The sequence below is a fragment of the Paraburkholderia sp. SIMBA_054 genome (assembly GCF_046534875.1).
GTDB classification, from domain to species: Bacteria; Pseudomonadota; Gammaproteobacteria; order Burkholderiales; family Burkholderiaceae; genus Paraburkholderia; species Paraburkholderia hospita.
Window position 1 is genome coordinate 171,450 of record NZ_JAWRXV010000008.1, and the last position, 25,553, is coordinate 197,002.

The following is a 25,553-nucleotide window of genomic DNA, read 5'->3' on the forward strand; positions in this document are numbered from 1 at the left end:
GATGCATGAGAGCAAAGACGTAGCGAGCGGCACGTCTCGCGTGACGCGTCCGCCCGACTACGCACCTGTCACTTGACCGGCGGAAAATCGACGTCCGTGTCGTTGATCCGATTGAAGGTATTGGTGAAAATGGTCATCGCGATTGCCAGCGAGATTTCGGCTAACTGCGTGTCGGTGTAACCGGCGGCGCGAATGGCTGCCAGTTCGCTGTCGCTGATCGTGCCGCGCGTGGTCTGCAGGTTCAGCACGAAGTGGATGAGCGCATCGCGCCTGGCGTCGCCCGTCGCCTTGCCCGCGCGAATCTGACGGAGTGCTTCGGGCGAGAGGCCCGTCATCTTCCCCAACATCACGTGCGCGGCCACACAGTAGTCACAACCTGTCTGCTCGCTGACAAGCAGCTTGATGGTTTCCAGATCCTGCTTGCTGAGACTGCTCGATGCCAGCGCATCTTCGGCGTTCAACGCGCCGTTCAATGTCGCGGGCGCAAGATGACCCAGCGCCGCGAACAGGTTCGGCACGCTGCCGCCAGCGATTTTCCGGACCCGTGCGTAGACTTCGGCGGTGGCGCCCGTGGCGTTCGTAACAGCGGGGATAGCGATGCGACTCATGATTGACCTCATTCAGTGGTGGTTAGGAGCCTCCACTTTATGGTTGTCGTGTGATCTTGTTGAGTCTTTAAATTCGCAATATCATGCTCAAAAGTATCAACCGAGGTAAGTATGTCACCCCCACTTGATTGGCTCAGCCGTCTGCTCGGCATGATGACGGTGCGCGGCCAGCTTGAACTTCGATGCGCCTATGGCGCACCGTGGCAGGTCGTCTACGGCGATTCGGATGCTGGGGAAATGCCGTACCACATCGTGCTCGGCGGATCGGCAATCCTGGAGACGCCGGGCACGGGCAAACCGCAGAATCTGGGCGCTGGCGATATCGTGATGTTGACGCACGGCTCGGCTCATATCCTTCACGATGGTGGGGGCGCGAAGCCGAAGCCTGCACGTGAACGCGAGGCGTTGAACCTGATCATCAGCGAAAATAAAGGCACGGGTCAGCGCCTGGATATGCTCTGCGGACGAATCGTGCTGGCGCCGCCACATGACCGCTTTATTCGTGCGTACCTTCCGCCACGACTCGTAATCCGGACATCGGCCGCGGAGGGTTCCTCTCACGGCGAGACGCTGACCCAGTTGCAAGCTCTAATGGCGCTCATGCGAGCGGAATCGGGTGCGGACAACCTGGGCGGCTACGCGATGCTCAATGCGCTATCGACGGCTCTCTTCGCGCTGGCGCTACGCATGTCCAGCGAGTCTGACGAAGCGCCGACGGGGCTACTGGCGCTCGCTGGGCATCCGCGTCTGGCGCCTGCGCTTGCGGTCATATTCAACGAGCCGGCCTATCCGTGGACCCTGGCTGAGTTGTCCGGGCTCTGTAGCATGTCGCGCGCGACCTTGCTTCGCCACTTCCATGAGAAGGTGGGACGCTCGCCCAATGAGCTGTTGGCGGATGTCCGGATGGCGCTGGCCGCCAACGCGTTGAAAAAGCCAGGCGTTTCCACCGAAGTCGTCGCCGAGGGCGTCGGCTACCAATCCGTGGCTGCGTTCAGGCGCGCCTTCACGCAACACGTGGGCATGACGCCAGCCGAGTGGCGCCGTTCGGAGCTGGAGAAGCAACAGGGCGGTGCATGAGTTAAAGCAGGTTTAGGATGATCCTGCGTGAAGGTGCAAAAGGCATTGGGCCGATTGCACAACCGACGGTGCGCTACACTGGTTATTCAGACGCTTGTTGCGCACTTGTACAGTTCCCATTCCATGAATTCCCGATATAGCGCGATCTTCACCGCGCTTGCCGCGGCAGCGATCTTTGGCGCCGCGACTCCGCTCGCCAAAGCCCTGCTCGAACTGCCGCACCTGTCCTTCCGGATAGCCGCGGCCTTGATGGCGCTGGGTATCTGGCTGCACGTCCGCGAGCGACACGAACATCAACACACGCACGAGTGGCTTGAGCATACGCATCGGCATCGTCATGATGAACATCACCAGCACGAGCACGACTTTGCCTATGTCGGTGATGAGCCACACACGCATCCTCATGTGCATCTGCCCATTACCCATTCACACGCGCATTTTCCGGATGTTCACCATCGACATTCGCACTAGTGCGGAGAAGATCGTGAAATGACGCTGCGCCCAGGTAAATCAGCGCGGAAGCCCGGGACGCTGACGATAACGCACTGATCCAGCTCGCTGGCGTGCTACCCTTGGCCGGAGCCTGACCCGTTCTCGTGACACTGGGCCGCCCCGGCAACGACTGGCAATGGTGCATGCACAATTTACCGGAAACAGACCCGCCGCTCGCCGGCTGGTCGGAACTGATCCTCAACGTCGACGACAATGATGCCGCGCGGCTTGCCAAAACGCGCGTGCTGCGTCGTGCGGGCTTCGACGTGCTCGAGGCGTCGACGGGTGAGCAGGCGCTAGCGTTTGTTACATCGCACAAACCTGCCGTCGTCCTGCTCGACGTGCGGCTGCCGGACAGCGATGGCGTGCACGTGTGCAAGCGGATCAAACAGAATCCCTTGACGCGGTCGGTACTGGTCCTTCAGACCTCCGCGGTCCTGTTGAGCGCCTCGGACCGGATTCGCGCCTTGGACAGCGGCGCCGACAGCTATCTGACAGAGCCGGTTGAAGCACCTGAGCTTGTCGCCAATGTACGTGCGCTGCTACGCCTCTGGCGGGCCGAGCGCGCACTTCACGACGCGGACCGGCGCAAGTCCCAGTTCCTCGCGACGCTCGCGCACGAATTGCGCAACCCGCTCGCCCCGATCCGCAACGCCCTGGAGCTGATGGACCCGAGGTTCCAGACGAGCCCTGCCGCGGCGCGCGCAGCATGGCAAACGGTAGGGCGACAGGTGGAACATCTGTCGCGCCTCGTCGACGACCTGCTCGATGTTTCGCGTCTGGCGCATGGAAGGCTCACGCTCGATCGCACATTCGTCAATGTGGGTTCGGCCATCGCTGCGGCAGTTGAAGCCAACCGGCCCGATATCGATGCGAGGCGGCAACAGGTTTCGATACATCTGGAGAACGAGGCATGCGCCGTTTTTGGTGATGACGCTCGGGTCGTCCAGATGCTCGACAACCTTGTGTCCAATGCGACGAAGTACGCGCCAGACGAAAGCGAGATTGAGATTGACGTCGGGCAGTCGCAAGGCATGGTGTCGATCAGGGTGGGTAACCAGGGCGTCGGCGTCCTGCCGGAAGAACAGGAAGCGATTTTCGAGCCATTCATCCAGTCGCAACGAAGCGTTGCTGCGTCGCAGGGTGGTCTCGGCATAGGCCTGTCTCTGGTCCGTGCGCTTGCCGTGCTACATGGCGGAACGGTGACGGTCCGATCGAAGGGAGCGGGGACGGGTGCAGATTTTGTGCTGCGTCTGCCCGAGTTCATAGGATCGACATCGCTCGCTTCGTCACAGGCAGAGGGCGCGTCGGTGAACAACAGCCGCTCTCGAAGCATCCTGATAGTGGACGACAAGATCGATAACGCCACGTCGCTTGCCGCGTTGCTCGAATCGCACGGGCACCGGGTGCATATCGCGGCCTCCGGTAACGCCGCGCTGATCGTCAATGGGCAGATTACGCTCGATGTCGCGATCATTGACATCGGCATTCCCCCTCCAGACGGTTATCAGATTGCCCGGACTATTCGGGCACACCCCATCAGCGGAAGTGCCGTACTCATTGCCGTTTCAGAATCCGGGCAAGCCCCCGACGGGCGTGACTGGCGGGCGGCCGGCTTCGACCATCATCTCGTCAAACCGGTTACGCTTTCCGACATATTGCGGCTTGTCGATGGGGCTTGAGCGGGGCGAAACGTCACGTGCATTCTTTCCAGGCGCGATCGCTATCATCCGCACACGATCGACGCTCAACCTCATTTAATGTCCGCGCGGACTGATGTGCTCAGTCCAGAGATCACGCCCGGCTATTTCTAAACCGGACCAGTCAACTTGGTGGAAACCGGATCAATACCCGGTCCGCACGGTCGCGACAATGGAGCTTCGGACACTACGACCGGACTCCATGATGGATATCGCGACTTGCTGGGCAGCAATCATTGCCTTCGGCGTCGGAATGTATATCGTACTCGACGGATTTGATCTCGGCATCGGGATCCTTCTTCCATTCTTTTCGTCCGAAAGCGAACGTGAGCGTCTATTCAGCAGTCGTTCGCCAGTGTGGCGCGGTAACGAGACATGGATGGCTTTCGGCGGCGCGTCGCTGTACGCTGCGTTTCCGACGGTCTGTTCAGTTTTGGTTTCCGCGCTCTACATGCCGTTAGTCGCGATGGCGCTTTGCCTGATCTTCCGGGGCGTGGCTTTTCAGATCCGGGGAAAAGTCGGAAGGTCTCGTCAGTTTTGGAATGGGGTCTTTATTTGCGGATCGGCAGGCGCGACCTTTTTTCAGGGCGTCATGCTAGGCGAATGGCTATCGGGGATGCGTGTAGCAAACGGACATTTCATCGGAAATGGATTCGATTGGCTCACACCTTTTTGCCTGTTCACGGGCCTTGCACTATTGATAACGTATGCGCTGTTTGGCTGCTGCTGGCTGATTGCGAAGACCGAAGGAGAACTGCAGCGCGAGCTCTACAGAACTTTTTTACCATTGACGGCGCTTCAGCTTCTTACGATTATCGGGCTGCTCACTGGCCTTGTGTCACTGGTGATGTATGGTCTTCTGGGTTGCTGCTGGTTGATCTCAAGGAGCAAAGGGGAGTTGCAGCGCAAGCTCTATCAAGTTGTTCTGCCGTTGGCTGCACTCCAACTGCTGATGATCGTCGGCCTCAGTATGAAAACGGAGATGAATGCTCCAACGCTTGTGGATCGATGGTTTGACTGGAACGTCCTGCGTTGGCTGCTTCCTGTGCCGCTGCTGCTCGCGGCTGCCTCATGCGGTATGCACCGTGCTGTCGCAGCGCTTCGCGGTATCGCGCCTTTTGTCGTCGCACTACCGTTTTTGTTACTCGGCTATATTGGCTTGCTGATCGACATATGGCCTTTCTCTATCTTCGCCGGAGCGAGTATCTGGCATGCAGCCGCTCCGCGATCGAACGAGGTTTTCAAGCTCGTCGGTGCTGCGATGATTATTCTGATTTTGCTGACCTACACGTTACCTGGTTACCGGTTTCCTGGACGCGAGAGAGATCTTTGGGACCTTTAAAAGCGCGACGCCGATCCTGGCGCGCAGGGCTACACGTACTCCGGCAGCACGATATGCGGACGTCGAGTGCCCAGCCGGGCACGATATCGCCGTCGTTGCTCGACGGCACGCCTTGCACGTCACGCTCTTCGGATGTTCGCCGTGCTCGAAACGCCGGTTCCTCATCACGCGCCGCTAACGGCTCACCCGCATCATGACTGACGGTCTACGCGAACCCTACCGTATAGGTCGTCGGCCCGCCGCCGAAATGCGCCGTCAGCAATTGCCGGCGATTGGGTGCACCGCTCTTCGGCAAACCGAGGTGAACCCAGGTATGTTCGAAGATCAGTTGATCGAACACGAGCGTGGAGGTCTGCAATAGCCGGCAAATGTCGATCGGGGTGCCGTATTGCGGTGCGATGAAATCCACGGCGAGACCATAGATGTGCGCGCTGTCGACGGCGCCTTTGACGGCCTTGTTCAACTGGGGCGAACGATAGCCCGACGAAACGATAATCGGTTTTCCGAGAAGTGCACGCACCTTTTCCAATACCTGTGCAGTGTTCTTAAGATTGACGATGATGTCGGGACCGGGGACGTTTGAGATGTTCTCTCGCGACGCGGTCTGACTCGCCACGAACTCTTCCAATGTGAAATGTGGGCTTAGGTCCATGATGTCTGCCTCGATAACATCAGAAGTAAAAGCGTGTCTGACAGCAGGCTGAAAGTCGACGAGTACAAACGAGTTTGGCCCACATCGTCAGAAGATCAAGACACGCACCTGGCCAGGTGTTCGCTGTCGCACGCATGGTGCAGGCGCCCGTGAAACCGCGGAGTGCATTCAGGCATGGCCGGCACCCGCTATCCTGGCCAGTTCGCCTTCGATAGCGCTCGACCACGCCGGTGCCTCGCTCCGGCGCCGCTGCGCATCGAGAATCAGCCGTACATTGCGTAACGTCGTCTCCGGTTCCCAGCTCTCACGCACTTCGGCGAGCGCCGACTGGAGCGCTTCGTCCGCACCGCTCTCGTCTTGCTGCAGCAGTGCAATTTCGAGCAGCGTCGCGTAGTCCCAGTAGTCTGGCTTGCCCGTCGCGATGCGCCGCTGCACGGCGTACGCGACAACGGGAAGCAGGGCTTTGCGGCGTGGATCGGGAGGGTCCTTCAGTTCCATCAGGGTGACGGCGTTGATGCCCGGATAGGCGTCTCGCCAATCCGACTCGAAGCCCTTCAAATAGGCGTTGATCGCTTTGACCAGCAAACCGGTAGCGAGCATCGGCTCGCCGTCCTTGACGGCTCGTTCCCAGCGATCCTTGTACACGCGCCCCAGGATTCCGCACGTTTCGCTCGAAGGCCCCCGTTGCGCGATCAACGCCTTCAGCACCGCCTCCGCCTCCGTGTCGCTGCCTGCGCGGTTCAACGCGAGTCCAAGCTGTTCTTGCACCAGCACGGTCGCGCCAAGTGGCGCCGACATTTTTCCCACCATCGCGATCATTTCATCCCACGCCTTGACTGCCCGATAAGACAGGAACAGATCGATCACTACGCCTGCTTCGACATCGGCGAGGCTGCCGGTTCCTGCACTCAGTTCCGCCTCGATGGCTCGCAACTCGTTACAGCCTTTCTGACGGGCGATTGCGAGGCGATCTTTGAGCCGCTTCGAATAGTCGACGCGCTCGCGGAATACATCCGTCTTCAAGTGCTGGATATCCGGAAACCCGTCGACCAGCTGAAACACCGGGCTGTCGGGCGTCTGTTGTCGCGCTGCTTGCAAGCGGCGGGCGAGCGCCGCGCTCGCTTCAGCGGCGTTGGAAGGCTTGCCGTCCGCTCCCAGCTTGTACGGCGTGCCGCGCAGCGGTCCCACATCGAATGGAAGCGGGCCTGCGCCCTCGGCGACGATCAGTTCCGTACTGGCTGACTTCACCGCATGACGCACGCCGAGCTCGTAAAACACGTTCGCATTCGCGGTCGTGAGATCGGCGACCGCGAAATCGCACAGGATCAGCCGTTCGAACATCGGCTTGTGGATGATGCCGCCCGCCAGTTCCTCGTCGGCACGTATCGGCTCGAGGCCGGATTGAATCACGGCGGGTGCGATCAGCTCGGAGTACACCGCGTCGAAGTCGATGACAGCGCCGCCAAGCGTAGGCTTGCGCCCGAACGGCATGAGGACGAAACAGAGCGGGCGGTCGAGTGGGCGGTTCATTGGGTGCATTCTCCGAAAAGCGCGACGTGCGAAGGGCTACACATCGATCACATGGTTTGCCGGCGGCATCCGCGTAACCATGCTTCACGCTCGACTGGCGCCCGAGGTCGTACGCGCCCGGACGTGATTCTCAAGGCAGGATGTTCCTCGCGGCCACGTCCGCGCAAAAGCGCCCGGCAATCTGCCCGTATCCCGAGGAGGTTGGGTGAATTTCGTTTAGCCAGTCCGGACTGCTGATTCGCGAATCGGCGTCGGCCGGCGTAAGTATTCCGAGCGTTCGGATGACATGGAAATTCTGCAGGGCCAGTCCGCTCACGAGATCAAAGAGCCGGTCGATGAATTCCTTCGCCAGCGTTTTCCAGTCATCTGGCGGCACTTCGTATGCCCGCAACGCCGGATACAGCCACGGCCCGAAATGCAGGCCCGCACCCACATTGCGCGGCATCGGATAGTCATAGGTGTGCGTGATGATGGGCATGTTGCGGTTTGTCTTGCTGGAGGCGCGCATGGCATCCAGCGCGGCATACTGGGCACGAAGATGCTGGGCAAAAAGTGTCCACCCGTCCTCGGAAACGTATGTTTTGCCTGGCTGCGCGCGCTCGGACTTCGTCAGCATGAGTCTATCGCCGGGGCTGTGTGGCGTTCCGTGAGCATCCGTCGGGAGGACACCGAGCGCGTCGATCAGGTCATTGCCGCCAGCCGATAGCAGCATGGCGTCCCACGGACGCTCGCGCGGCCCACACAGATAGCTCGCGAACCACGGGTCCCGACGCCATTCGACCATATGGGCAAGCGTATCGCCCGGGTCGGCGCAGTTCACGATGATCGCAGAGTGTCCGAAATCCAGATGTGGCAGCAACGATGACGCCCGAAACAGGTTCAAGCCATTGATCGAGAACCACGAGTCACCTTGCGCCAGCATCCGGTATCGGACGGACGAGAAGTCCGGCGCCATTTCGCTGTCAACCTGCGATGCAGGGACAATCTGCGGTCTGTTCGGCATGACGCCTCCAGCTGGGATCGTTCACTCTTGCACGGAAGACGGGATACGAAACGCTCATCCGCCCGCGCCTGGTACGGGCATCTTCACGCCTGCCAACGTCCCGATGGAGTCGTAGATCGCTTTCACTACCGCGTTGTAGATCTTTTCGATTTCAACTTCGACGATCTGGACAAAAGTAGTCACGAAACCCCTTGCCATCTGATCGAGGCCATCCAGATAGAACATCTTCTCGGCGGCCGTGAAGGCATTGGCCTCGATCATGCCCGCAACCAGTGCGGATTGCTGCGCGAGGGCTTGCAACTGCGCCTTTGAAAACCCGGCGATCATCGTGACGTCATTACCCGTGACCGTTTTGACGGTCGAGGAAATGTTCTGCACGAACGTGTCGGCTGCTTGCGTGAGATCCAGTGCCATGGCCACTCCTTGAACGTGATGATTTCAACGTTGCAAGAAGTTCTCGTAAAAGAGAGCTTCTGAAACGAAGTACTGTGTATAGCCTTTGTTCGCAGCGACTTGTCCATTGTTCAATCCGTGTGCGCAGTCGGTATCCCTCAGCAAGGTCATGGCACGCGATACCTGCTTGAGCGCCGTTGCGCTGGCGGGGACGTACTGCCGGGTGTCTGCCTGGGCCATGAGGGCGGGCATCGTGAGGGTGGGCGCGCGCTTGACCTTGCGTGCGTCGGCACATTCGGCGGCTGCGAGACTCAATGCTTCGTCGCGCCCTGTGGGTGGCGTAGGGTTCGATGCGAGCCATTGCCCGAACGCCTGCTCGACTTTGTCCCGGATCGCGCTATCGGGGACCGGTCGGCTTTGCGACTCCAATGCAAGTGCATCGACGGCTCCGATGATCCTGTTGTATTCATCGACGCGCTGCGGGAAGGTTGATTTGTCGACCCCCATCCCGGTCGTCGCGTAGAGTTGCATGATGTCATTGTTGACGGTGCGGATCCCGTTGACCAGTGCCGGGTCATAGGCCGGTGCCAACTGGATCGTGCAAGCCGTGACGGCCAGGATCGCGGCAAGCGCGATCAAAGTCGTCCAGCGCCATAGCTGAGCCCGACGGAATAAGAAGGACATCGGTTGCCCCCTCGACAAACAGGTAAGTAGACCGCGTGTTCACATTGAAGGCGGCTTCGTGTTCGGCGCATCTCCACGCGAGAGGACAACATGCTGGCCATTCATTGGAAAGGGCGCTCTCGCGAAACGTACTTCCAGTGGACCGCCTCGAAGTCCTGTTCAATGGCCTGCGTTTTCAAGCCAGGAGAGTGCAGGCGAAGGCGGTTCGTGTGCGGATAGGCCTGTTCATGAGAGATGGAGTGCATAATGAACTCTCATCGCTTATCGATGGATGGATGACCTGCAATTTCCTTTGCCTTCATTAAAGCGTAGGAAACTTCAGATTAGAACGTATATGAGGATTTTCCGAGTGACGAGGGACCGTCAACTGCGAAGTTATGTGCGGTAAGGAACATTCATTAAACGACTAAGGATGTGTCAGAAGATCCTCCCATATCGGAGGCAATCCGGTTGAGCGATGCGTTGCCCCACTACGCGAAGTCAATAGTCCCAATCCGGTTCGTCACAGGCGGGCAGCACCTTGAGTAATTGCCTTGCCAGCGCTTCTATGTTGTATGCGCCCGCGACCATCGGCACGAACCAGTAGACATAGCGCTCAATCTGGCGCCTCGTCGAGAAGACTTCGAACGACGTCGAGCCGGCTAGCGAGACCAGTTTGCGCGCCGCTTCAAGCGCCTTGTTGGTGAGTGGGTCTCCGCAATATGCGGGTGGCAGGCCATCGATGTACTTCGCGATCAGATACAGTTCCGTCAGATTCCCGTAGGCCCACGCACGATCGCTTCGCTCGCCATGATCCGCATCGTTGAGCGATTGCACGTGAGCGCTCAACCAGATCGATGTCATATCCTGCTCGGGCTGATCGAGTGGCATTGGCAGGCGGTCAAGATATTGCAGAAGAAGCGTCAGCGAAAGAAATTGAACCAGTTGCGAAGGGCTTTTACGCTGCTTCAGGTAGCTTGACCAATAGTGGTTTCTCGATGTTTCGAGCTTGCTGATCAGTTGCATGCCCTCTTTCGAACTGGAATCGAGTTTGCCTTGTTGCGTCGAGTGGTAAATCATCTGCGCTTCGCGCTTTTCGGTGCTTGCCAGTAGTTCGAGAATGCGTGCCTCCTGTTCGGGATGCTCGTCGATCGCCAGTTTCAGGCGGGCCTTTGCCTCGCTCACCTGCTGTTGTGCTCTGGCCAGCGTGTCGCGCGGTGCGTGGTTTTCGACGCTGGAGGCAGTTGGCGGAAGTTGCGATTCCGAGGTCAGAAAAGCGCTCATCGCGCGGTCGGCCATGTTCAGCGCAATCGAGATGCAGTCCATCGACTGCTGGATGCGTGCGTCCACCAGCTGTTCGTCGAAATTGGGTGGCAAGGATGCGTACGCGACGATACTCGCCCAGTCGTGCTTGTCCTTGAAGTACGAATGCAGCCGTCTGCGCATGCCGACAACCAGCTTGCGCGGGTCCTCTCCCCACAGCAGGCCCTCGTACATGTCCTTCACGAACACCACCGAGCCGCCGAACGACAGCGGATACTGGCTCGCGATCACGAGCGGGACGCCTGCCTCGTGCAGCGCGTGGGCAATGCTTGCGCCAACACCCGTTACCGAGCCGACGTTGCCGGCGTTGCAACTTGCGAGCGTCACGACGGCAGGGCGTGTGAACCGGCCCGGCTGGCTATGACGCGGTGTGCGCAAGATGGTCGCCAGACGGTCGCCGGAAATCGCTTCCACGCCGTCAGGATGCCGGTCGGAATGAAATGCGAGACCGAAGCGGCTGTCATAGGGCGTGTTCGTTTGAACGCCGTGCGCGAGAATGTGCACATGCGTATAGTCGTTTTTCGCGCAAGCATCTTCGAGGCTCTCGGCAGATGCATTCGGCAACACAGAAAGCCGGCCACCGATGATTTTCAGGCGTTTTTCGTCGTCGTAGTCATCGGAGAGCGCGAGCCATGGCGTCAGCGCCTCGCGCAACGCCAGCAGATGCGCTTCGGCAGGTACCGCTTCCATGTCGGGCGGCGATGCGAAGGCGAACAGAATGCGTGGCTTGCGCGGCCAGCGAACGTATTCCTGAGCAACCCGCCGTGTTTCGCGCGTAATGCAGATGGGCTGCTGGGTCTGCAGCGAAAGCGCTTGCCCCTCGCCGGGGAAGCCATTGGGAGCGGTCGCGAGTTCGAAGGGAAGCAGGGCGAGTTCCGACGCGGAAATGATCAGCCGCAGGTGCGTGACCTGCTCGGCAGTGTCGCCGTCGCTTGTGCCCGTTCTTTGCCGGTTGAGATCGGCGGTCAGGCCGGGAATCTCTCCAAGCAGCTGGCCCAGCACCCGTGCGGTATCCCCCATCTGGAATTCACGCGCTTCGGGCCCGAGCTGATAGCTCAACGCGCGCAGTCGATAGAGCATCTGGTTGTGTTCGAACGGGACGTGCAACGTGACGGCGCTATGGTTTTCGCACAGCGCGATGTATTCGGTAAGGGGCGACAGCAACTGGTTATGAGGCGGCCCGTGACGCAGCAATTCGAGTGTAATTTTGCGCATCATCGAATCTCCATGCAGCTTGCCGGCAGGTCCGCGTCGAGTTCTGTTTTATCGTCGATGGTTTTTACGTGGCGAAGCTCCGCTTTGACACTGTCCGCTGCATCTCGCCATACAACCACGACCGTGCAGGACTTGATGACCAGATCGTGTGCGTCGTCGAGATCAGCCATGGTGCCGCGCTTGAGCGCCGCGAAGACTTGCGCGAACTGTTGAGGATCGGCACGGACCTCGGCCTTGATGCGGATCAACCGCGCCCATGTGCCGCTGTTGAAATAACAGCCGCGTCCATTTCTGCGGCGAATCGCGCGTTCCAGATGGGTATGACCGGCTATGACGACATCGATGTCCGGAGACACCTCGGCATCGAGCTGCACCGCGGTGTCGTCGCGCTCGCCAATGTCGAAGCTGCGATCGCGGTCGAGGGTTTCTAGCGCCTCGCGCAAGACCTCGCTGGTCGATTCCTTTCGAGACCATTTGACCAGCGCGCCGAAGGCGTCGAGCTGGATGCCCTCGACGCCGGCAACGAGGTCGGCGGCGGTGACGCCACGGCGCGCGCGATCATCGGCCATAAGCAACAGCTCGTGTGCCTGAAGCGCGGCCTGCTGCGACCTCACGGCCGCGGCGACGGGCGCGCGTGCGGTGTCGGTCGTTGATGGCGCGGCTCCGTCTTCCGCCTCGGTTGCGCCCAGCATTCCGTCGGGTTTGCGCACGCCAGCCCATAAGCGTGTCAGTGCGACGGCCGCCAGTTTCTTCGCCCGGTCGAGCTCCCCGACCAGTTGTGGCGCGCATGCCGCGAGCGTCGGCGCCACAGCCGCCTGTTCCGGTTTCAGCAGATCGACGAAGGGGTACTCGCGCTTCACCGGGTTCATCACGTCGATCACCATCTTGCTGCCAGCATTCGGAATCCACGGCTCGACTGCCCGGCCGATCTGCACATCGCGTGCTATTTCGCGAATCTTTTCGAAGTTCGCCGGATTCCAGCGATCGACCTCGTTGCCATGCAAACAGAGAACCGAGCGCCCACCGACGCTGCACAGCACACCGGCGCCGTCGAAAACCAGATACAGGCGCGAGTGCGCGCCGGGCGCCGCCGACTGTCCTCCCGTCAGAATTTGCACGAGGCGCTCGCGCACCCAGGGCAACGCCAGTTCGAGATCGTGATTGCCGAGATTGACGATCAGCCGCCGCCGTTCCTTGCCGAGAAAATAGGGAAAGGCCTCGAAGACGGCACGAAACGTGTCGTCCTTGAGGGCGATACGTTCGAGCTTCTGGATGGCGCCGTGTGGGTCGAAATAAGTCGCGTTTTCTTCGGCGAGAAAATCGACGAAATCTCCATTGATGACGAGCGCCACTTCATCGCCGGGATCCTGATCGGCAAGCAGCCGGATGAGTCCCGCCAGCTCATTGCTCGAGCCGAAAATCTGGAATCCTGGCGGCCCCCCAAGGTGGAGATCTGAAATGACGTAGAGCCTGTCGACGTGGTGGATCGGCTGCACGGCAGTCTTCTCCATGATCAGATCCCGGGTTGCGGGGAAAGCAGATTTCGCACGGCGCGGCCGGGGGGCACTTTCGGCATGCCAGATGTACCGTAGACGATCAGGAAGGGTCGTATTCGAATGATCGTGCTGACATACAGCGCTCACGTGCTCTCATAACATAGTTGAGGCAAGGTTCTTTTGCCGATCTTTCGCAAACGGAAACCAGGCATCATGACTACGTTGAACTCAATTCAACTGCTTGATGTACTTATGTTTTTTAAATGAATGATTTCGTGTGCCTGACGTTTGGCGCTTTTAGAAATGCGTCAAGCGTCTCGTCTTGCATATAGGCGGCACTGTGCGTTACCGCACATAACGAGGTAAGAAGAATGTCCGAGGTTAGCTCACTGACGAACATCGACATAGGCACGTTCGCGTTCGCGGCTTCATCGTGAGAAGCTGGTGAGAGGCATGATAAAGAACTCCGCACTGAATAAAAGTGCGTGTCTCAGGGTTCTTTGGCCGGCATGTGTTGCCACCCTAAAGAAGACGCCTAAAAATAGTACGGAGTCTCGGCTGAACTGGACGAGCCGGCCCGTGACGCGCTGAAGGCCGCCACGCCTTGATTCAGGTCGATAAAAGTTACTCGTAAAAAAGACAGCGTTGCAGGCCGCGCGCGAATCCACGAAACCCGCAATGCGTTCACAGTCCCGCTGAGCTTAGTGGCCGCCGCTCGCGCGTCCAATCGAATCGAGTTCGGCGAGCGCGGCATCGCTGAGGCGCAGCTGCGCGGCCTGCATGTTTTCGCGCAGATGTGCGACCGATGAAGTGCCGGGGATCAGCAGAATATTCGGCGACCGATGCAAAAGCCACGCGAGCGCGACCTGCATCGACGTCGCGTTCAACGTACGCGCGAGGTCCGACAACGCCGACGATTGAATCGGCGTAAAGCCGCCGAGCGGAAAGAACGGCACATACGCAATACCTTGCGCGGCCAGTTGATCGACGAGCGCATCGTCTTCGCGCTGCACGAGGTTGTAGTGATTCTGCACGCAGACGATCGGCACGATGCGCTGCGCTTCAGCAATCTGCGTGGCCGTCACGTTGCTCAGGCCGATGTGCTTCACGAGCCCTTCACGCTGCAATTCCGCCAGTGCGACGACCTGCTCCTCGATCGATCCTTCCGCCGGGCTGTGGATGTTTCCCATCACGCGAATGTTCACGATATCGAGCACGTCGAGGCCGAGGTTGCGAAGATTGTCGTGCACGCCGCGCCGCAGGTCTTCCGGCTCGCACGCGGAAAGCCATGAACCGTCGTCGCCGCGAACGGCGCCCAGCTTGGTGACGATAGTCAGGTCATCAGGATAAGGATGCAGCGCCTCGCGAATGATCTGGTTGGTGATGTGCGGCCCGTAGAAGTCGCTGGTGTCGATGTGATTGACGCCGGAAGCGACGACCTCGCGCAAGACAGCGAGACACGCGTCGTGGTCTTTCGGCGGCCCGAATACGCCGGGGCCGGCCAGCTGCATAGCGCCGTAGCCCATGCGGCGAACGGGACGGCCGGCTAGCGGGAAGGTGTCGGTGGAATTGAAGTTCGGCATTGCGCGCTCCCTGGTTGTCGATGAGCCACAGTGTGCTCGGATTGCGCTGTTGAATAAACCCATCTAAAGTGTACGGGCTGTTGAAAATCTTGAACAATGGCCCTTTATGGAACTGAACGACCTTGCCGCCTTCGTGTCGGTGGCGCGCGCGGGCGGCTTCCGCGACGCGGCGCGCATGAGCGGCGTCTCCGCATCGAGTCTGAGCATCGCCGTGCGCCGACTTGAAGCGAAGCTCGGCCTGCGGCTGCTCAACCGCACCACGCGCAGCGTCGCGCCCACGGAAGCGGGCCAGCGGCTGATCGAAAAGCTCACGCCGCTGTTCAGGGAAATGGAAGCGGCGCTCGACGTCCTCAACGTGTTCCGCGACAAGCCGAGCGGCACGCTCAAGCTCAACGTGCCGTCTAGCGCCGCGCGCATCGTGCTGCCGTCCGTCATCGCGCCATTCCTGAAAACGTATCCCGACATTCGCGTCGAGGTCGTGGTCGAAGATGGCTTTGCCGATGTGCTGTCGATTGGTTGCGATGCGGGCATTCGCTACGAAGAGCGGCTCGAGCAGGACATGATCGCGATTCCCATCGGCCCGCGCGTGCAGCGTTTCGCGACGGCGGCGACGCCCGATTACCTCGATGCACATGGCAGGCCCGAGCATCCGCGCGACCTGCTCGATCATGCGTGCCTGCGCGGCCAGTTTGCCGGCGGCGCGATGCCGACTTGGGATTTCGAGCGCGACGGCGAAGTGGTGCGGCTCGATCCGTCGGGGCCGCTCGTGGTCAGGCCGGGCGCGGCCATCGAGCTTGCCGTCAGCGCCGCGCTGGCGGGCGTCGGCGTGATCCACCTGTTCGAAGGGATGCTGCGGCAGCATCTGGACAGCGGCGCGCTGGAGCCGATTCTCGAACCGTGGTGGCAGCCGTTCTCCGGGCCGTTTCTCTACTATCCGGGGCGGCGTCATTTGCCCGCGCCTTTGCGCGCATTCGTCGATTTCCTCAAGGCGCAGGGTTCGGCCGATGCGTCGACTGCGCGCTGAGGCTAAAGTGTCCCCTTCGGGCCGCTCGCGGCCCAACCGCTTATCTGTCACCCGAATTCGAATTCACCGAGGTTCAAGGCCATGAAAAAGCTGCTGAACGATCCGTCGCGTGTCGTGCGCGAGATGCTCGAAGGTCTCGCGATGCTCGCGCCCGACACCGCGTTGCTGCGCGACGCGAACGTCGTCGTGCGGCGCGATCTGCCTGAGCCGCATGCGCGGCGCGTCGCGATCATTTCGGGCGGCGGCAGCGGCCACGAGCCGGCGCACGCGGGCTATGTCGGCGAAGGCATGCTGGCAGCCGCCGTGTGCGGCGAGGTGTTCACGTCGCCGTCGACGGACGCCGTGCTCGCCGCGATTCGCGCGTCGGCGGGACCGAACGGAGCGCTGCTGGTCGTCAAGAACTACACGGGCGACCGCCTGAACTTCGGCCTCGCCGCCGAGCTGGCGCGCGCCGAAGGGATTCCCGTCGAAGTCGTCGTGGTGGCCGACGACGTGTCGCTGCGCAACACCGTCGAGCGCGGGCGGCGGCGCGGCATTGCGGGGACTGTGTTCGTGCACAAGATCGCGGGCGCGGCGGCTGCGGCGGGCAAGACGCTCGCGGAAGTGGCGGCGATTGCGCGCAGTGCGGCCGATGCGATCGGCACAATGGGTGTCGCGCTCGACGGCTGCACGCTGCCCGCGACGCAACAGTCGAGCTTCAGTCTCGCGGACGACGAGATCGAACTGGGCCTTGGCATCCACGGCGAGAAAGGCGTGCAACGCACGAAGCCGATGCCTGCGGATCAACTGACGGACACGTTGCTCACCGCGATCACCGACGATCTGCAACTGGCGAGCGGCGAGCGCGTTGCGCTGCTCGTCAATGGTCTGGGCGCGACCACGCCGATGGAACTGGCCGTCGTCGCGCGCGCGGCGATCAATGGACTCAAGCAGCGCGGACTGCGTATCGAGCGCGCATGGTGCGGCACGCTGCTGTCCGCGCTGAATATGCCGGGTTGCTCGATCTCGGTGATGCGTGTGGACGACGAGCGCCTTGCGCTACTCGACGCTCCGACGAAGGTCGCGACATGGCCGGGTGCGGGACGCGTGAATGTCGATGGCGCGACGGGCATCGCATCGGGCGCGGTGGACGATGCTGTTGCATCGTCAAGTGAAGCTGCCGTCGAACGCACGCCGTTGCAGCTTGCGTTCGACGCCGCAGCGCGCGCCTTGATCGACGACGAAGCGCGTCTGACCGAACTGGATTCGAAAGCGGGCGACGGCGACCTCGGCTCCAGCATGAAGCGCGCGGGCGAAGCCGTGCTGGCGATTCCCGCCACGGCATGGCCATCGGCGGCCGATGCGCTCGCGGATCTCGCCGTCACGCTGCGTCGCGCGATTGCGGGCAGTTCCGGGCCGTTCTACGCGACGGCGTTGCTGCGGGCATCGCGCCGCCTCGGCGAGAGCAACGCGCCCGCCGCGTCCGATTGGGCCGCTGCGTTCGATCTGGCTGTCAAAGCGATCTCCGAGTTAGGCGGCGCGCAACCCGGCGAGCGCACGATGCTCGATGCGCTGCGGCCTGCGGCGGATGCGTTCGCCGAAGCAACCGGTCGCGGCGAGCCGCTTGCTGCTGCATGGGCTGCAACCGTCGATGCTGCGGAGAAGGGCGCGGCATCGACGGCTTCGATGATGCCGCGCGTCGGACGCGCGAGCTATCTCGGCGAGCGTGCTGTGGGCGAACCCGACGGCGGCGCGGTGGCCGTGGTGTGCTGGCTGCGCGCGTTGACGCCGTTCGTGCGCTAACCGTTCATGCGCTAGCTGCCGATGGCTTTCGCCCGTTTCGCCGCGAAGTCCCACAACTGCGCCTGATTCGTTTCGACGCGCGCGGGCAACAGACCATTCTTGTAGAACGCATCGGCAATGATCTGCTGCTCGCTGTAATTCTGCACGGCAACGGCCCGCACCAGATAACTGCGCCGCGCGTTCGCGCGTTCGATCGTGGTCGCGTCGAGGCCCCATATCGGCGCAAGTGTTTTTGCTGCGTCATCGGGGTGCGCGCGCAGCCATTCGCCCACTTCCTTCAGTTGATCGAACACGACCTGAACCACTTCGGGATGCGCATCGGCGAACGTGCTCGACGCGAGATAGTAGCGCTGATACGAAGCAAGCCCGTCGCCATTCGCAAGAATGCGCACATCGGCGTTTTTGTCGACGGATGCGACATACGGGTCCCACGTAATCCAAGCATCGACGCTGCCGCGCTCGAATGCCGCGCGGCCATCGGCGGGCGTGAGATAGCTGATCTTGACGTCGGTCGCTGTGAGGCCTGCTTTGTTCAATGCCGCCAGCAACAGATAGTGGCTGCCCGCCGCTTTCGTCACCGCGATGCGCTTGCCCTTCAGATCGGCGAGCGCGTGCAACGGGCTGTCCTTCTTGACGATGATCGCCTGCGCGCCGGGCGAAGGCGCTTCCTGCGCGACATACACGAAGCGCGCATGCGCGGCCTGCGCGAAGATCGGCACAGTGTCGGCGACGTCGGCGCTGAAATCGACGGCATCGACATTGAGCGCCTCCGTCAACGGCAGGCCGCTCGTGAACTCGTTCCACGAGATGCGCACGTTGAGCGGCGCGAGTGCTTTTTCGAGCGAGCCGCGTGCCTTGAGCAGCGTAATGAGCGTCGACGATTTCTGATAACCGATGCGCAACGACACAGGCGCGCCATTAGCGTTGGACGCTTGCGCGAAGCTCTGCGCCGAGGTCAGCGCAAACAGGGAAACCAGTGCGATGCGGGCGAAGGCCCGTCGTGTGATAGACGCCATACGTGTATTCCGTTTTCTGTGTTGAATTGGGCGAAGCAGTGGATCGATTCGCCATCGTAGCAACGGAACCGACGCTTCCTAAGCGAATGTTTCAGCTATTGATTGCACGGTTATCGATAAGCGTAGACGTGGTATTCATCACGCTCGACACGTCATTCAAAAGATGCAAAACATAAATATTGCTGTGAGATAAACATATATAAATAGAATAATTCTCACCGTGGTCCTTCGTCGCTACGCTTGCCTGCATATCGACTGTGAGGGCCTATGAGCGCTTCTGTTCCAACGTCTTTTTCTGCGCGGCGGCGCGTGCTTCGCGCGCTCGCGGCGGCGCCTGCCGTCGCTGCGTTTTCCGCATCGATCGCGCGTGACGCGCAAGCAGCCGACGCAGCATCGACCACGATCGTGCTCGGCGATCAGGCAGGCGGCACGCGTGCGCTCGCCGAAGCCGCAAAGGTACTCGACGGCACGCCGTACGCGTTTCGCTGGGCCAACTTCCAGGGCGCAGCGCCGCTTTTCGAAGCGCAACGCGCGGGCGCTGTCGATCTCGCGCCCGCTGGCGATCTGCCCGTGCTCGCCGCTGCCGTCGGCGATCCGACCTTGAAGATCGTCGCGACGCGTGTCGGCTCCGGCGCGCAACTCGGCATTCTCGTTGCGCAGGATTCGAAGATCCGCACGGTCGCGGACCTGAAGGGACGCACGGTGTTCATCTCGTCGGCGCGCGGCAGCATTTCGCAGTTCCAGCTATACGGCGCGCTCGCCGAAGCGGGGTTGTCGAAGGACGATATCTCCGTGCGCTTCATTTTGCCCGTCGATGCCTTCGCGGCATTCGCGTCCGGTTCGATCGAAGTGTGGGCGACTTTCGATCCGTACTACGGCATCGCGGTGCAACGCGGCGGGCGGGTTCTGCGCGACGGCACGGGCATCAACAGCGGCCTTGGCTTCATCACGGCCTCGGGCGCAGCGCTTGCCGACACGCGCAAGCGCGCGGCCATCGCAGATGTTCTGCTGCGTTATCAGCGCGCTGGCGACTGGGCAGTCGCGAATGCCGACGCCTACGCGCAAATCTACGCAACCCTCACGCGCTCGCCGCTCGACGCCGCGAAGCAGATCACAAAGCGCGCGTCACTCAAACAGCACTTCGTCTCCGACGCCGACATCGCGGCGCTGCAAAAGGTGGCGGACGCCGCGTATCGCGATGCGATCCTGCCGCGCCGCATCGACGTGCGCGCGATTTCCGATACGAGCATCGGCAACACTTAAGCCGCATTTTCAAGGAGCGTATCGACATGTCCTCACACACTCAGGCAATCGATCTTGCGGGTCTGCAGGCAGACGAAGCCGCTGCGCCGCGCGACGTCCGCGGGCAGATCGTTGCCGCGCTGGCGGCCCTTGCGTGGCTCGGCGGCGCGGCCGTGACGCAATGGTGGCCCGCGGCCGACGACTGGCCGTACACGCGCGAACTGCTGATTCTGAAGCTCGCGCTGGCGGCGTTATCGGCGGCAATCGGCGCGCGTGCGTGGCTGACGAATGGCGCTGTCAGGCCGCAGGCGGACACGAAACGCGCACGCATCGACACATGGATCGCGGCGGGGCCCTGGCTGCTCGCGCTCGCCATCGGCATTACCGCGTGGGAACTGGTCACGGCGCAGCTCGAATGGTTGCCGCGCCCGTTCTTCGCGCCGCCTCAGGCGTTGATCGCCGTGTATTTCGACGATTTGCCGAGACTCGCGGCGAGCGTCGGGCATTCGTTCGTGTTGTTGGCTTATGGCTATGCACTCGGCGCGTTGACGGGCTTCACGATAGGCGTGAGCATCGGCTGGTCGCGTGCCGTGGGTTACTGGCTGCACCCCGTGCTGCGTCTGATCGGCCCGTTGCCCGCGACCGCGTGGTTGCCCCTCGCGTTCTTCTTCTTTCCATCGAGCTTCAGCGCAAGCGTCTTTCTGATCGCGCTCGCCACCGCGTTTCCCGTGGCGGTGCTCACATGGTCCGGCGTCGCGGGCGTGAACTCCGCTTACTACGACGTCGCGCGCACGCTCGGCGCACGCGCTTCGTTCCTGATCCTGCGCGTGGCGATTCCTGCCGCACTGCCGTCGGTGTTCGTCGGATTGTTCATGGGACTGGGCGCATCGTTCTCCGTGCTGATCGTCGCCGAGATGATGGGCGTGAAGGCGGGGCTTGGCTGGTATCTGCAATGGGCGCAAGGCTGGGCCGCGTACTCGAACATGTATGCCGCGCTGCTCGTGATGGCGCTGATGTGCTCCGGTCTGATCACACTGCTGTTCAAGGTGCGCGACCGTCTGTTGGCCTGGCAAAAAGGATTGCTCAAATGGTAGCCGCTACTCAAGCGTCGCACGCACACGTCGATGGACGGCAGGGCGCGCGCATCGACGTGCGCAACGTCAGTCATCGCTTTGCATTGCGCGGCGAAGCGCTCGCCGTGCTCGACGACATCAGCCTCACTGTCGAGCCCGGCGAATTCGTCGCGCTGCTCGGGCCGAGCGGCTGCGGCAAGTCCACATTACTGCGTCTGGTCGCGGGGCTCGATGCGCCCGCACACGGCGCGCTGCATGCGAACGGCGAGCCGATCGTCGGGCCGGACCCATCGCGCGTCGTGGTGTTTCAGGACCCGACGCTGTTTCCGTGGCGCACCGTGCGCGACAACGTCGGCCTCGGCCCCGAAGCGCAGCGAACGGGAAGAGATCGCGCATCGCGCGTCAGTGCGGCGAAACGCATCGACGCCGCGCTCGAACTGGTCGGCCTGGAAACATTCGCCGATGCGTTTCCGCATCAGCTATCAGGCGGCATGGCGCAGCGCGCCGCGCTGGCGCGCGCGCTCGTCAACGATCCGCAACTGCTCGTGCTCGACGAGCCGTTCGGCAAGCTCGATTCGCTGACGCGCATCCGCATGCAGGGCGAACTCGTGCGTCTACGGCAGGCCGCGCGCTTCTCGGTGCTGCTCGTCACGCACGACGTCGAAGAGGCCTTGTATGTAGCGAACCGCGTGATCGTGCTGAGCGAACGGCCGGCGCGCATCGTCGCGGAAGTGCACAACGACGCGCCGTATCCGCGTCATCGCGACGACCCGAAACTCGTCGCGCTGCGTCGCGAGGTATTGGCGCAACTCGGCCTCGTCGCATGACGCTGCACACAACCACACTATGCATTGGGAAAACAACGACATGAAAACCGACGACAAGATTGACCATCCAACGCCCGCCAACGCATCACGCCGCTCATGGCTGCGCAAGACCGCGTGGACGGCGGGTGTGGCGGCGCTGGGCGGCGCATCGTTCCTGCCGGGCATGCGCGCCGTCGCCGACGAGAACCTCAAGCCGCTCAAGCTCTCGTGGAATGCCGGCGCGATCTGCACGGCGCCCGTGCCCGTCGCCGTCAAGCAGGGATTCTTCCGCAAGCATGGCCTCGACGTCGAACTGATCAACTTCGCCGGTTCGACCGACCAGTTGCTCGAAGCGATCGCCACGGGCAAATCGGATGCGGGCGTCGGCATGGCGCTGCGCTGGATCAAGCCACTGGAGCAGGGCTTCGACGTGAAGCTGACGGCGGGTATCCACGGCGGCTGCATGCGGCTGCTCGCGACGAAAGCGTCGGGCATCGTCGATCTGCAAGGCCTGAAAGGGCGCACGGTCGGCGTGAGCGATATGGCGAGCCCCGCGAAGAACTTCTTTGCGATCTCGCTCAAGAAGATCGGCGTCGATCCCGACAATGACGTGCACTGGCGGCAATACCCCGCGCCGCTGCTCGGCGAGGCGCTGAAAAAGGGCGAAGTGCACGCAATTGCAGACGGCGATCCGACCATCTGGACGCTGCGCGAGACCGATCATTTGCAGGAAGTGTCGAACAACCTGTGCGGCGAGTATGCGACCCGCGTGTGCTGCGTGCTGGGCGTGCGCGGCTCGCTGATTCGCAAGGACCGCGCGACCGCGCAGGCGTTGACGCAGGCGCTTCTCGAAGCGACCGAGTGGACGGCGAATCATCCCGCCGAGGCGGCGACGATCTTCTCGTCGAATGCGCCGGGCGCCGACGTCGCGCAATTGACGGCGATGCTGAAGAGCCACACGGACCATCATCATCCCATCGGCGACGCGTTCAAGAAAGAGATCGCGTTGTATGCCGACGATCTGAAGTCGGTCGGCGTGATCAATGCGGGAACGGACTCGAACCGTTTCGCGACCCGCGTGTTCTCGGACGTGCTCGCCTGAACGATTGGGGCCTGGTTGGCGGCACGCAACGTGCCGTTTGTTTCAATGCTGCTTGCGCTTCGCGGCAGAGCCCGCGAAGCACGACTACGTCTCTCATGACGGTGCAATGTCGAATTCGGTTCACTTCGACCTCCACGCCACCGTGCAAATCCGATAAAAATTCCCGCTCGACGAAAGCTTGCGCTACGCGCGCGCGTCATATTGGCGACCATCGACAGGCGTCAGCTTCAATTCTGCTTTCAATGCCTGTCAAGTCGCACGTCTCACTGTTGGCACTGGAATAAATATCGGTGAGACGTGTTAACGAGAGTTCGGGACGCACAACGCGAGAATCGCGCCCCGCCCGGACAGCCATGCTCGAAACGCCTGCAACGAGAGGCGGTTCGAAGCACGGTCCGCTATTCGGGGTGAGCTGCGCTGCAAAGCAGGACGCCGTGGGCTTGTGCCGCGTTGCCGTCCCCGCATAGAGCGCGATTTGACCAATCCGATTCCCCGCTCTCGACATGAACATGGAACGCGTGTCTTTTCTCGGCAAGCAGAACCCCTCTCTGACGCTGGCGCTCGCGGGCGGACTGGCGTTGATCGTCTTTCTGGTCGATTCGTTCGGTCACTTTGCCGCGGCGATCATGGTGTTGTATTCGATCGTCGTGATGCTGGTGGCCACCGTCCTGTCGCGCCGCGGCACGCTGATCGTCGCGATTGCCTGCATCTGGGCAACGGTGATCGGCTTTCTGATCGGGCATCTCGACGAAGAGTCATTCTCCGCACTCGCACGCGCCACGGTGGCCTGTCTGTCGATCATCGCGACGACGGCCCTGACGTTGCGCATCCAGGCCGATGCCGCGCGTCTTGCGGAGCAGGTGCGCGAGCTGAACCAGACGCACGACGCGCTGAACCGTTCGACAACCGAGCTTGCACATGCCACGCGCGTCACGATGCTCGGCGAGCTGGCGGCGTCGATCGCACACGAAGTGAGCCAGCCGCTCGCCGCGATCACGACGCATGGCGAAGCGGGGCTGCGCTGGTTGCGGCGCGAAACACCCAATCTCGATGAAGCGTGCCACGCGTTCGAAGCCATGGTGAGCAATGCGCGTCGTTCAAGCGAGATCATCCGTCGCATACGTGCGCTGGCCAGCAAGAGCGAGCCGACGTTTGCGCCGCTTGGCATCAATAGCCTCGTCGTCGAAACGATCGACTTGCTGGACCGCGAGGTCAAGCGGTACGGCGCTGTCGTGAAGATGGACCTGTCACCGGGCGAGTTGACGGTGAACGGCGACCGCGTGCAATTGCAGCAGGTTCTGATCAATCTGGCCGTCAATGGATTGCAGGCGATGTCGTCGATTCAAAACCGGCCGCGCGAACTCAGGTTGCACACACGCATGGAGGAAGGGAAGCGCGTCTCTATTACGGTCGAAGACTCCGGCGTGGGCATTTCACCCGAGGTTGCAGCGAAACTCTTTAGCGCTTTCTTTACGACGAAAACAGAGGGAATGGGTTTGGGGTTGTCGATCTGCCGGTCGATTGTCGAAGGACATGGCGGCTCCATCTCGTGCGTGACACCCTCGACACACGGCGCAAGCATGCAAATCGCGCTTCCTGTGCCTGTTCTTGCCGAGGCGTGAGCCGCGCAAGGTTACGTTGCTTTCACGTGCTTGTCGCGAGTGAGTTTCTCGTGAACGTCCTGCGTGAGTCGCGCGATCTGTTCGGTGAGATCGCGCGTCAACTCCGTTAGCTCGGTGTTCTGTCGCAGAAGCGCCTGCATTTGCTCGGTTTGATGCGCAAGCGCCTTGTCGCGCCGTTCCGCAGCAAGCGCCAATGCTTCGCGATGACGCGCGTCGGCGTCCGCATGCGCCTTGTCGCGATCGGCCTGACGCGTCTGAGCGAGCAGGATCAACGGCGCTGCATAAGCCGATTGAAGGCTGAACGCCAGATTCAACAGGACGAACGGATACACGTCGAAACGTGTCACGCCGCACACGTTCAATCCAATCCATATAGCGACGATCAAGGTTTGCGACAACAGAAACGTTGGCGTGCCGAAGAAGCGTGCGAACGATTCCGCCTTCAGCGCAAACCAGTCGTTGCCGAAGACGGTTGAAAGATGCGCATAAGGAAAGTGAAAACGCAGATGATCGCGTGGCTGGTCATCGTGCTCAATATGATTCGCGGCCTTGTCGCCCTGCGACGCAAGACCCTTGATGTTGCTTTCCATGATGATAGTGGGAATGAATGCTGGAATTGAATAACGGATGCACATCGTTTCGCGCATCGAATGTATGCAGACTGTAGAGCTTCGTTGCCGCGCCGGGTTATGCAAATGCACGCCGCAGTTCACGTCCGCACGGCCTGTGCGCGAGCCGCGCGCAAATGCATCGAACGCGAATGGTCGTGCAGATACCAAAGTGTCGGGGCGATACACAACGCCCGTCTC

General features: G+C 61.4%; 21 protein-coding genes and 1 pseudogene. 11 read left to right on the plus strand and 11 right to left on the minus strand.

Annotation, left to right across the window (positions count from 1 at the left end; genetic code table 11):
* Positions 1-68 precede the first annotated feature (68 nt).
* Entirely contained in the window at positions 69-608 is a 540-nt protein-coding gene (locus tag SB822_RS12370) for a carboxymuconolactone decarboxylase family protein (RefSeq protein ID WP_114223171.1), read from the minus strand.
* A 111-nt stretch (positions 609-719) separates the two neighbouring features.
* Between SB822_RS12370 and SB822_RS12375 the strand changes: the two genes are divergently transcribed.
* The 4 genes and pseudogenes from SB822_RS12375 to SB822_RS12390 all read left to right on the plus strand — a co-directional run bounded on the left by SB822_RS12375 (position 720) and on the right by SB822_RS12390 (position 5,219).
* The gene (locus SB822_RS12375; RefSeq protein ID WP_007740809.1) at positions 720-1,685 is read left to right on the plus strand and encodes a cupin domain-containing protein; all 966 of its coding nucleotides are present in this window, start codon (positions 720-722) and stop codon (positions 1,683-1,685) included.
* A 117-nt stretch (positions 1,686-1,802) separates the two neighbouring features.
* Positions 1,803-2,156: pseudogene (locus SB822_RS12380) on the plus strand (EamA family transporter); the annotation flags it as partial.
* Between the two features lie 164 nt (positions 2,157-2,320).
* Positions 2,321-3,859 (plus strand): response regulator, encoded by a 1,539-nt coding sequence (locus SB822_RS12385; protein ID WP_410854790.1) that lies wholly within the window; start codon positions 2,321-2,323, stop codon positions 3,857-3,859.
* Between the two features lie 220 nt (positions 3,860-4,079).
* Positions 4,080-5,219 (plus strand): cytochrome d ubiquinol oxidase subunit II, encoded by a 1,140-nt coding sequence (locus SB822_RS12390; RefSeq protein ID WP_410854791.1) that lies wholly within the window; start codon positions 4,080-4,082, stop codon positions 5,217-5,219.
* A 205-nt stretch (positions 5,220-5,424) separates the two neighbouring features.
* Here the strand turns inward: SB822_RS12390 and SB822_RS12395 are convergent, their stop codons facing one another.
* The 8 genes from SB822_RS12395 to SB822_RS12430 all read right to left on the minus strand — a co-directional run bounded on the left by SB822_RS12395 (position 5,425) and on the right by SB822_RS12430 (position 15,077).
* Positions 5,425-5,871 (minus strand): D-Ala-D-Ala carboxypeptidase family metallohydrolase, encoded by a 447-nt coding sequence (locus SB822_RS12395; RefSeq protein ID WP_007740806.1) that lies wholly within the window; start codon positions 5,869-5,871, stop codon positions 5,425-5,427.
* 168 nt (positions 5,872-6,039) lie between these two features.
* Positions 6,040-7,401, minus strand: coding sequence for a TRAFs-binding domain-containing protein (locus SB822_RS12400; protein WP_410854792.1), 1,362 nt, complete (start codon positions 7,399-7,401; stop codon positions 6,040-6,042).
* Between the two features lie 130 nt (positions 7,402-7,531).
* Positions 7,532-8,404: a hypothetical protein gene (locus SB822_RS12405; RefSeq protein ID WP_007740804.1), complete on the minus strand. Its 873-nt coding sequence runs from the start codon at positions 8,402-8,404 to the stop codon at positions 7,532-7,534.
* A 54-nt stretch (positions 8,405-8,458) separates the two neighbouring features.
* On the minus strand, positions 8,459-8,818 hold the full coding sequence (locus SB822_RS12410; RefSeq protein ID WP_007576727.1) for a hypothetical protein: 360 nt from the start codon (positions 8,816-8,818) through the stop codon (positions 8,459-8,461).
* A 24-nt stretch (positions 8,819-8,842) separates the two neighbouring features.
* Complete coding sequence (locus SB822_RS12415; RefSeq protein WP_410854793.1) at positions 8,843-9,436, minus strand: hypothetical protein; 594 nt, start codon at positions 9,434-9,436, stop codon at positions 8,843-8,845.
* Between the two features lie 525 nt (positions 9,437-9,961).
* The gene (locus SB822_RS12420) at positions 9,962-12,001 is read right to left on the minus strand and encodes a CHAT domain-containing protein (RefSeq protein WP_410854794.1); all 2,040 of its coding nucleotides are present in this window, start codon (positions 11,999-12,001) and stop codon (positions 9,962-9,964) included.
* Positions 11,998-13,494 (minus strand): metallophosphoesterase, encoded by a 1,497-nt coding sequence (locus tag SB822_RS12425; protein WP_238554519.1) that lies wholly within the window; start codon positions 13,492-13,494, stop codon positions 11,998-12,000. The genes SB822_RS12420 and SB822_RS12425 overlap by 4 nt, the downstream gene beginning before the upstream one ends.
* 701 nt (positions 13,495-14,195) lie before the next feature.
* On the minus strand, positions 14,196-15,077 hold the full coding sequence (locus SB822_RS12430) for an aldo/keto reductase family oxidoreductase (RefSeq protein WP_410854795.1): 882 nt from the start codon (positions 15,075-15,077) through the stop codon (positions 14,196-14,198).
* 106 nt (positions 15,078-15,183) lie between these two features.
* On the opposite strand from SB822_RS12430, the gene SB822_RS12435 reads away from it, so the two are divergent.
* Positions 15,184-16,101: a LysR family transcriptional regulator gene (locus tag SB822_RS12435; RefSeq protein ID WP_410854796.1), complete on the plus strand. Its 918-nt coding sequence runs from the start codon at positions 15,184-15,186 to the stop codon at positions 16,099-16,101.
* 81 nt (positions 16,102-16,182) lie between these two features.
* Positions 16,183-17,883, plus strand: coding sequence for a dihydroxyacetone kinase family protein (locus tag SB822_RS12440; RefSeq protein WP_410854797.1), 1,701 nt, complete (start codon positions 16,183-16,185; stop codon positions 17,881-17,883).
* Between the two features lie 11 nt (positions 17,884-17,894).
* Here the strand turns inward: SB822_RS12440 and SB822_RS12445 are convergent, their stop codons facing one another.
* On the minus strand, positions 17,895-18,899 hold the full coding sequence (locus tag SB822_RS12445) for an aliphatic sulfonate ABC transporter substrate-binding protein (protein ID WP_410854798.1): 1,005 nt from the start codon (positions 18,897-18,899) through the stop codon (positions 17,895-17,897).
* 267 nt (positions 18,900-19,166) lie between these two features.
* Between SB822_RS12445 and SB822_RS12450 the strand changes: the two genes are divergently transcribed.
* The 5 genes from SB822_RS12450 (at position 19,167) to SB822_RS12470 (ending at position 24,744) form a co-directional block, all read left to right on the plus strand.
* The gene (locus tag SB822_RS12450) at positions 19,167-20,162 is read left to right on the plus strand and encodes an ABC transporter substrate-binding protein (protein WP_410854799.1); all 996 of its coding nucleotides are present in this window, start codon (positions 19,167-19,169) and stop codon (positions 20,160-20,162) included.
* A 26-nt stretch (positions 20,163-20,188) separates the two neighbouring features.
* Positions 20,189-21,235 (plus strand): ABC transporter permease, encoded by a 1,047-nt coding sequence (locus tag SB822_RS12455; protein WP_410854800.1) that lies wholly within the window; start codon positions 20,189-20,191, stop codon positions 21,233-21,235.
* Complete coding sequence (locus SB822_RS12460) at positions 21,229-22,041, plus strand: ABC transporter ATP-binding protein (protein ID WP_410854801.1); 813 nt, start codon at positions 21,229-21,231, stop codon at positions 22,039-22,041. Before SB822_RS12455 ends, SB822_RS12460 begins: the two co-directional genes overlap by 7 nt.
* A 40-nt stretch (positions 22,042-22,081) precedes the next feature.
* On the plus strand, positions 22,082-23,122 hold the full coding sequence (locus SB822_RS12465) for an ABC transporter substrate-binding protein (protein ID WP_410854802.1): 1,041 nt from the start codon (positions 22,082-22,084) through the stop codon (positions 23,120-23,122).
* Between the two features lie 509 nt (positions 23,123-23,631).
* The gene (locus SB822_RS12470) at positions 23,632-24,744 is read left to right on the plus strand and encodes a sensor histidine kinase (protein WP_410854803.1); all 1,113 of its coding nucleotides are present in this window, start codon (positions 23,632-23,634) and stop codon (positions 24,742-24,744) included.
* Positions 24,745-24,755: 11 nt separating this feature from the next.
* On the opposite strand, the gene SB822_RS12475 is transcribed toward SB822_RS12470, so the two are convergent.
* Positions 24,756-25,391 (minus strand): DUF1003 domain-containing protein, encoded by a 636-nt coding sequence (locus SB822_RS12475; protein WP_410854804.1) that lies wholly within the window; start codon positions 25,389-25,391, stop codon positions 24,756-24,758.
* Positions 25,392-25,553 lie beyond the last annotated feature (162 nt).

Excerpts from the sequence above, each read along its gene's own strand:
- SB822_RS12370 (WP_114223171.1), bottom strand. The coding sequence starts at position 608 with ATGAGTCGCATCGCTATCCCCGCTGTTACGAACGCCACGGGCGCCACC.
- SB822_RS12375 (WP_007740809.1), top strand. The coding sequence starts at position 720 with ATGTCACCCCCACTTGATTGGCTCAGCCGTCTGCTCGGCATGATGACG.
- SB822_RS12385 (WP_410854790.1), top strand. The coding sequence starts at position 2,321 with ATGCACAATTTACCGGAAACAGACCCGCCGCTCGCCGGCTGGTCGGAA.
- SB822_RS12390 (WP_410854791.1), top strand. The coding sequence starts at position 4,080 with ATGATGGATATCGCGACTTGCTGGGCAGCAATCATTGCCTTCGGCGTC.
- SB822_RS12395 (WP_007740806.1), bottom strand. The coding sequence starts at position 5,871 with ATGGACCTAAGCCCACATTTCACATTGGAAGAGTTCGTGGCGAGTCAG.
- SB822_RS12400 (WP_410854792.1), bottom strand. The coding sequence starts at position 7,401 with ATGAACCGCCCACTCGACCGCCCGCTCTGTTTCGTCCTCATGCCGTTC.
- SB822_RS12405 (WP_007740804.1), bottom strand. The coding sequence starts at position 8,404 with ATGCCGAACAGACCGCAGATTGTCCCTGCATCGCAGGTTGACAGCGAA.
- SB822_RS12410 (WP_007576727.1), bottom strand. The coding sequence starts at position 8,818 with ATGGCACTGGATCTCACGCAAGCAGCCGACACGTTCGTGCAGAACATT.
- SB822_RS12420 (WP_410854794.1), bottom strand. The coding sequence starts at position 12,001 with ATGATGCGCAAAATTACACTCGAATTGCTGCGTCACGGGCCGCCTCAT.
- SB822_RS12430 (WP_410854795.1), bottom strand. The coding sequence starts at position 15,077 with ATGCCGAACTTCAATTCCACCGACACCTTCCCGCTAGCCGGCCGTCCC.
- SB822_RS12435 (WP_410854796.1), top strand. The coding sequence starts at position 15,184 with ATGGAACTGAACGACCTTGCCGCCTTCGTGTCGGTGGCGCGCGCGGGC.
- SB822_RS12440 (WP_410854797.1), top strand. The coding sequence starts at position 16,183 with ATGAAAAAGCTGCTGAACGATCCGTCGCGTGTCGTGCGCGAGATGCTC.
- SB822_RS12445 (WP_410854798.1), bottom strand. The coding sequence starts at position 18,899 with ATGGCGTCTATCACACGACGGGCCTTCGCCCGCATCGCACTGGTTTCC.
- SB822_RS12450 (WP_410854799.1), top strand. The coding sequence starts at position 19,167 with ATGAGCGCTTCTGTTCCAACGTCTTTTTCTGCGCGGCGGCGCGTGCTT.
- SB822_RS12455 (WP_410854800.1), top strand. The coding sequence starts at position 20,189 with ATGTCCTCACACACTCAGGCAATCGATCTTGCGGGTCTGCAGGCAGAC.
- SB822_RS12460 (WP_410854801.1), top strand. The coding sequence starts at position 21,229 with ATGGTAGCCGCTACTCAAGCGTCGCACGCACACGTCGATGGACGGCAG.
- SB822_RS12465 (WP_410854802.1), top strand. The coding sequence starts at position 22,082 with ATGAAAACCGACGACAAGATTGACCATCCAACGCCCGCCAACGCATCA.
- SB822_RS12470 (WP_410854803.1), top strand. The coding sequence starts at position 23,632 with ATGGAACGCGTGTCTTTTCTCGGCAAGCAGAACCCCTCTCTGACGCTG.
- SB822_RS12475 (WP_410854804.1), bottom strand. The coding sequence starts at position 25,391 with ATGCGCGAAACGATGTGCATCCGTTATTCAATTCCAGCATTCATTCCC.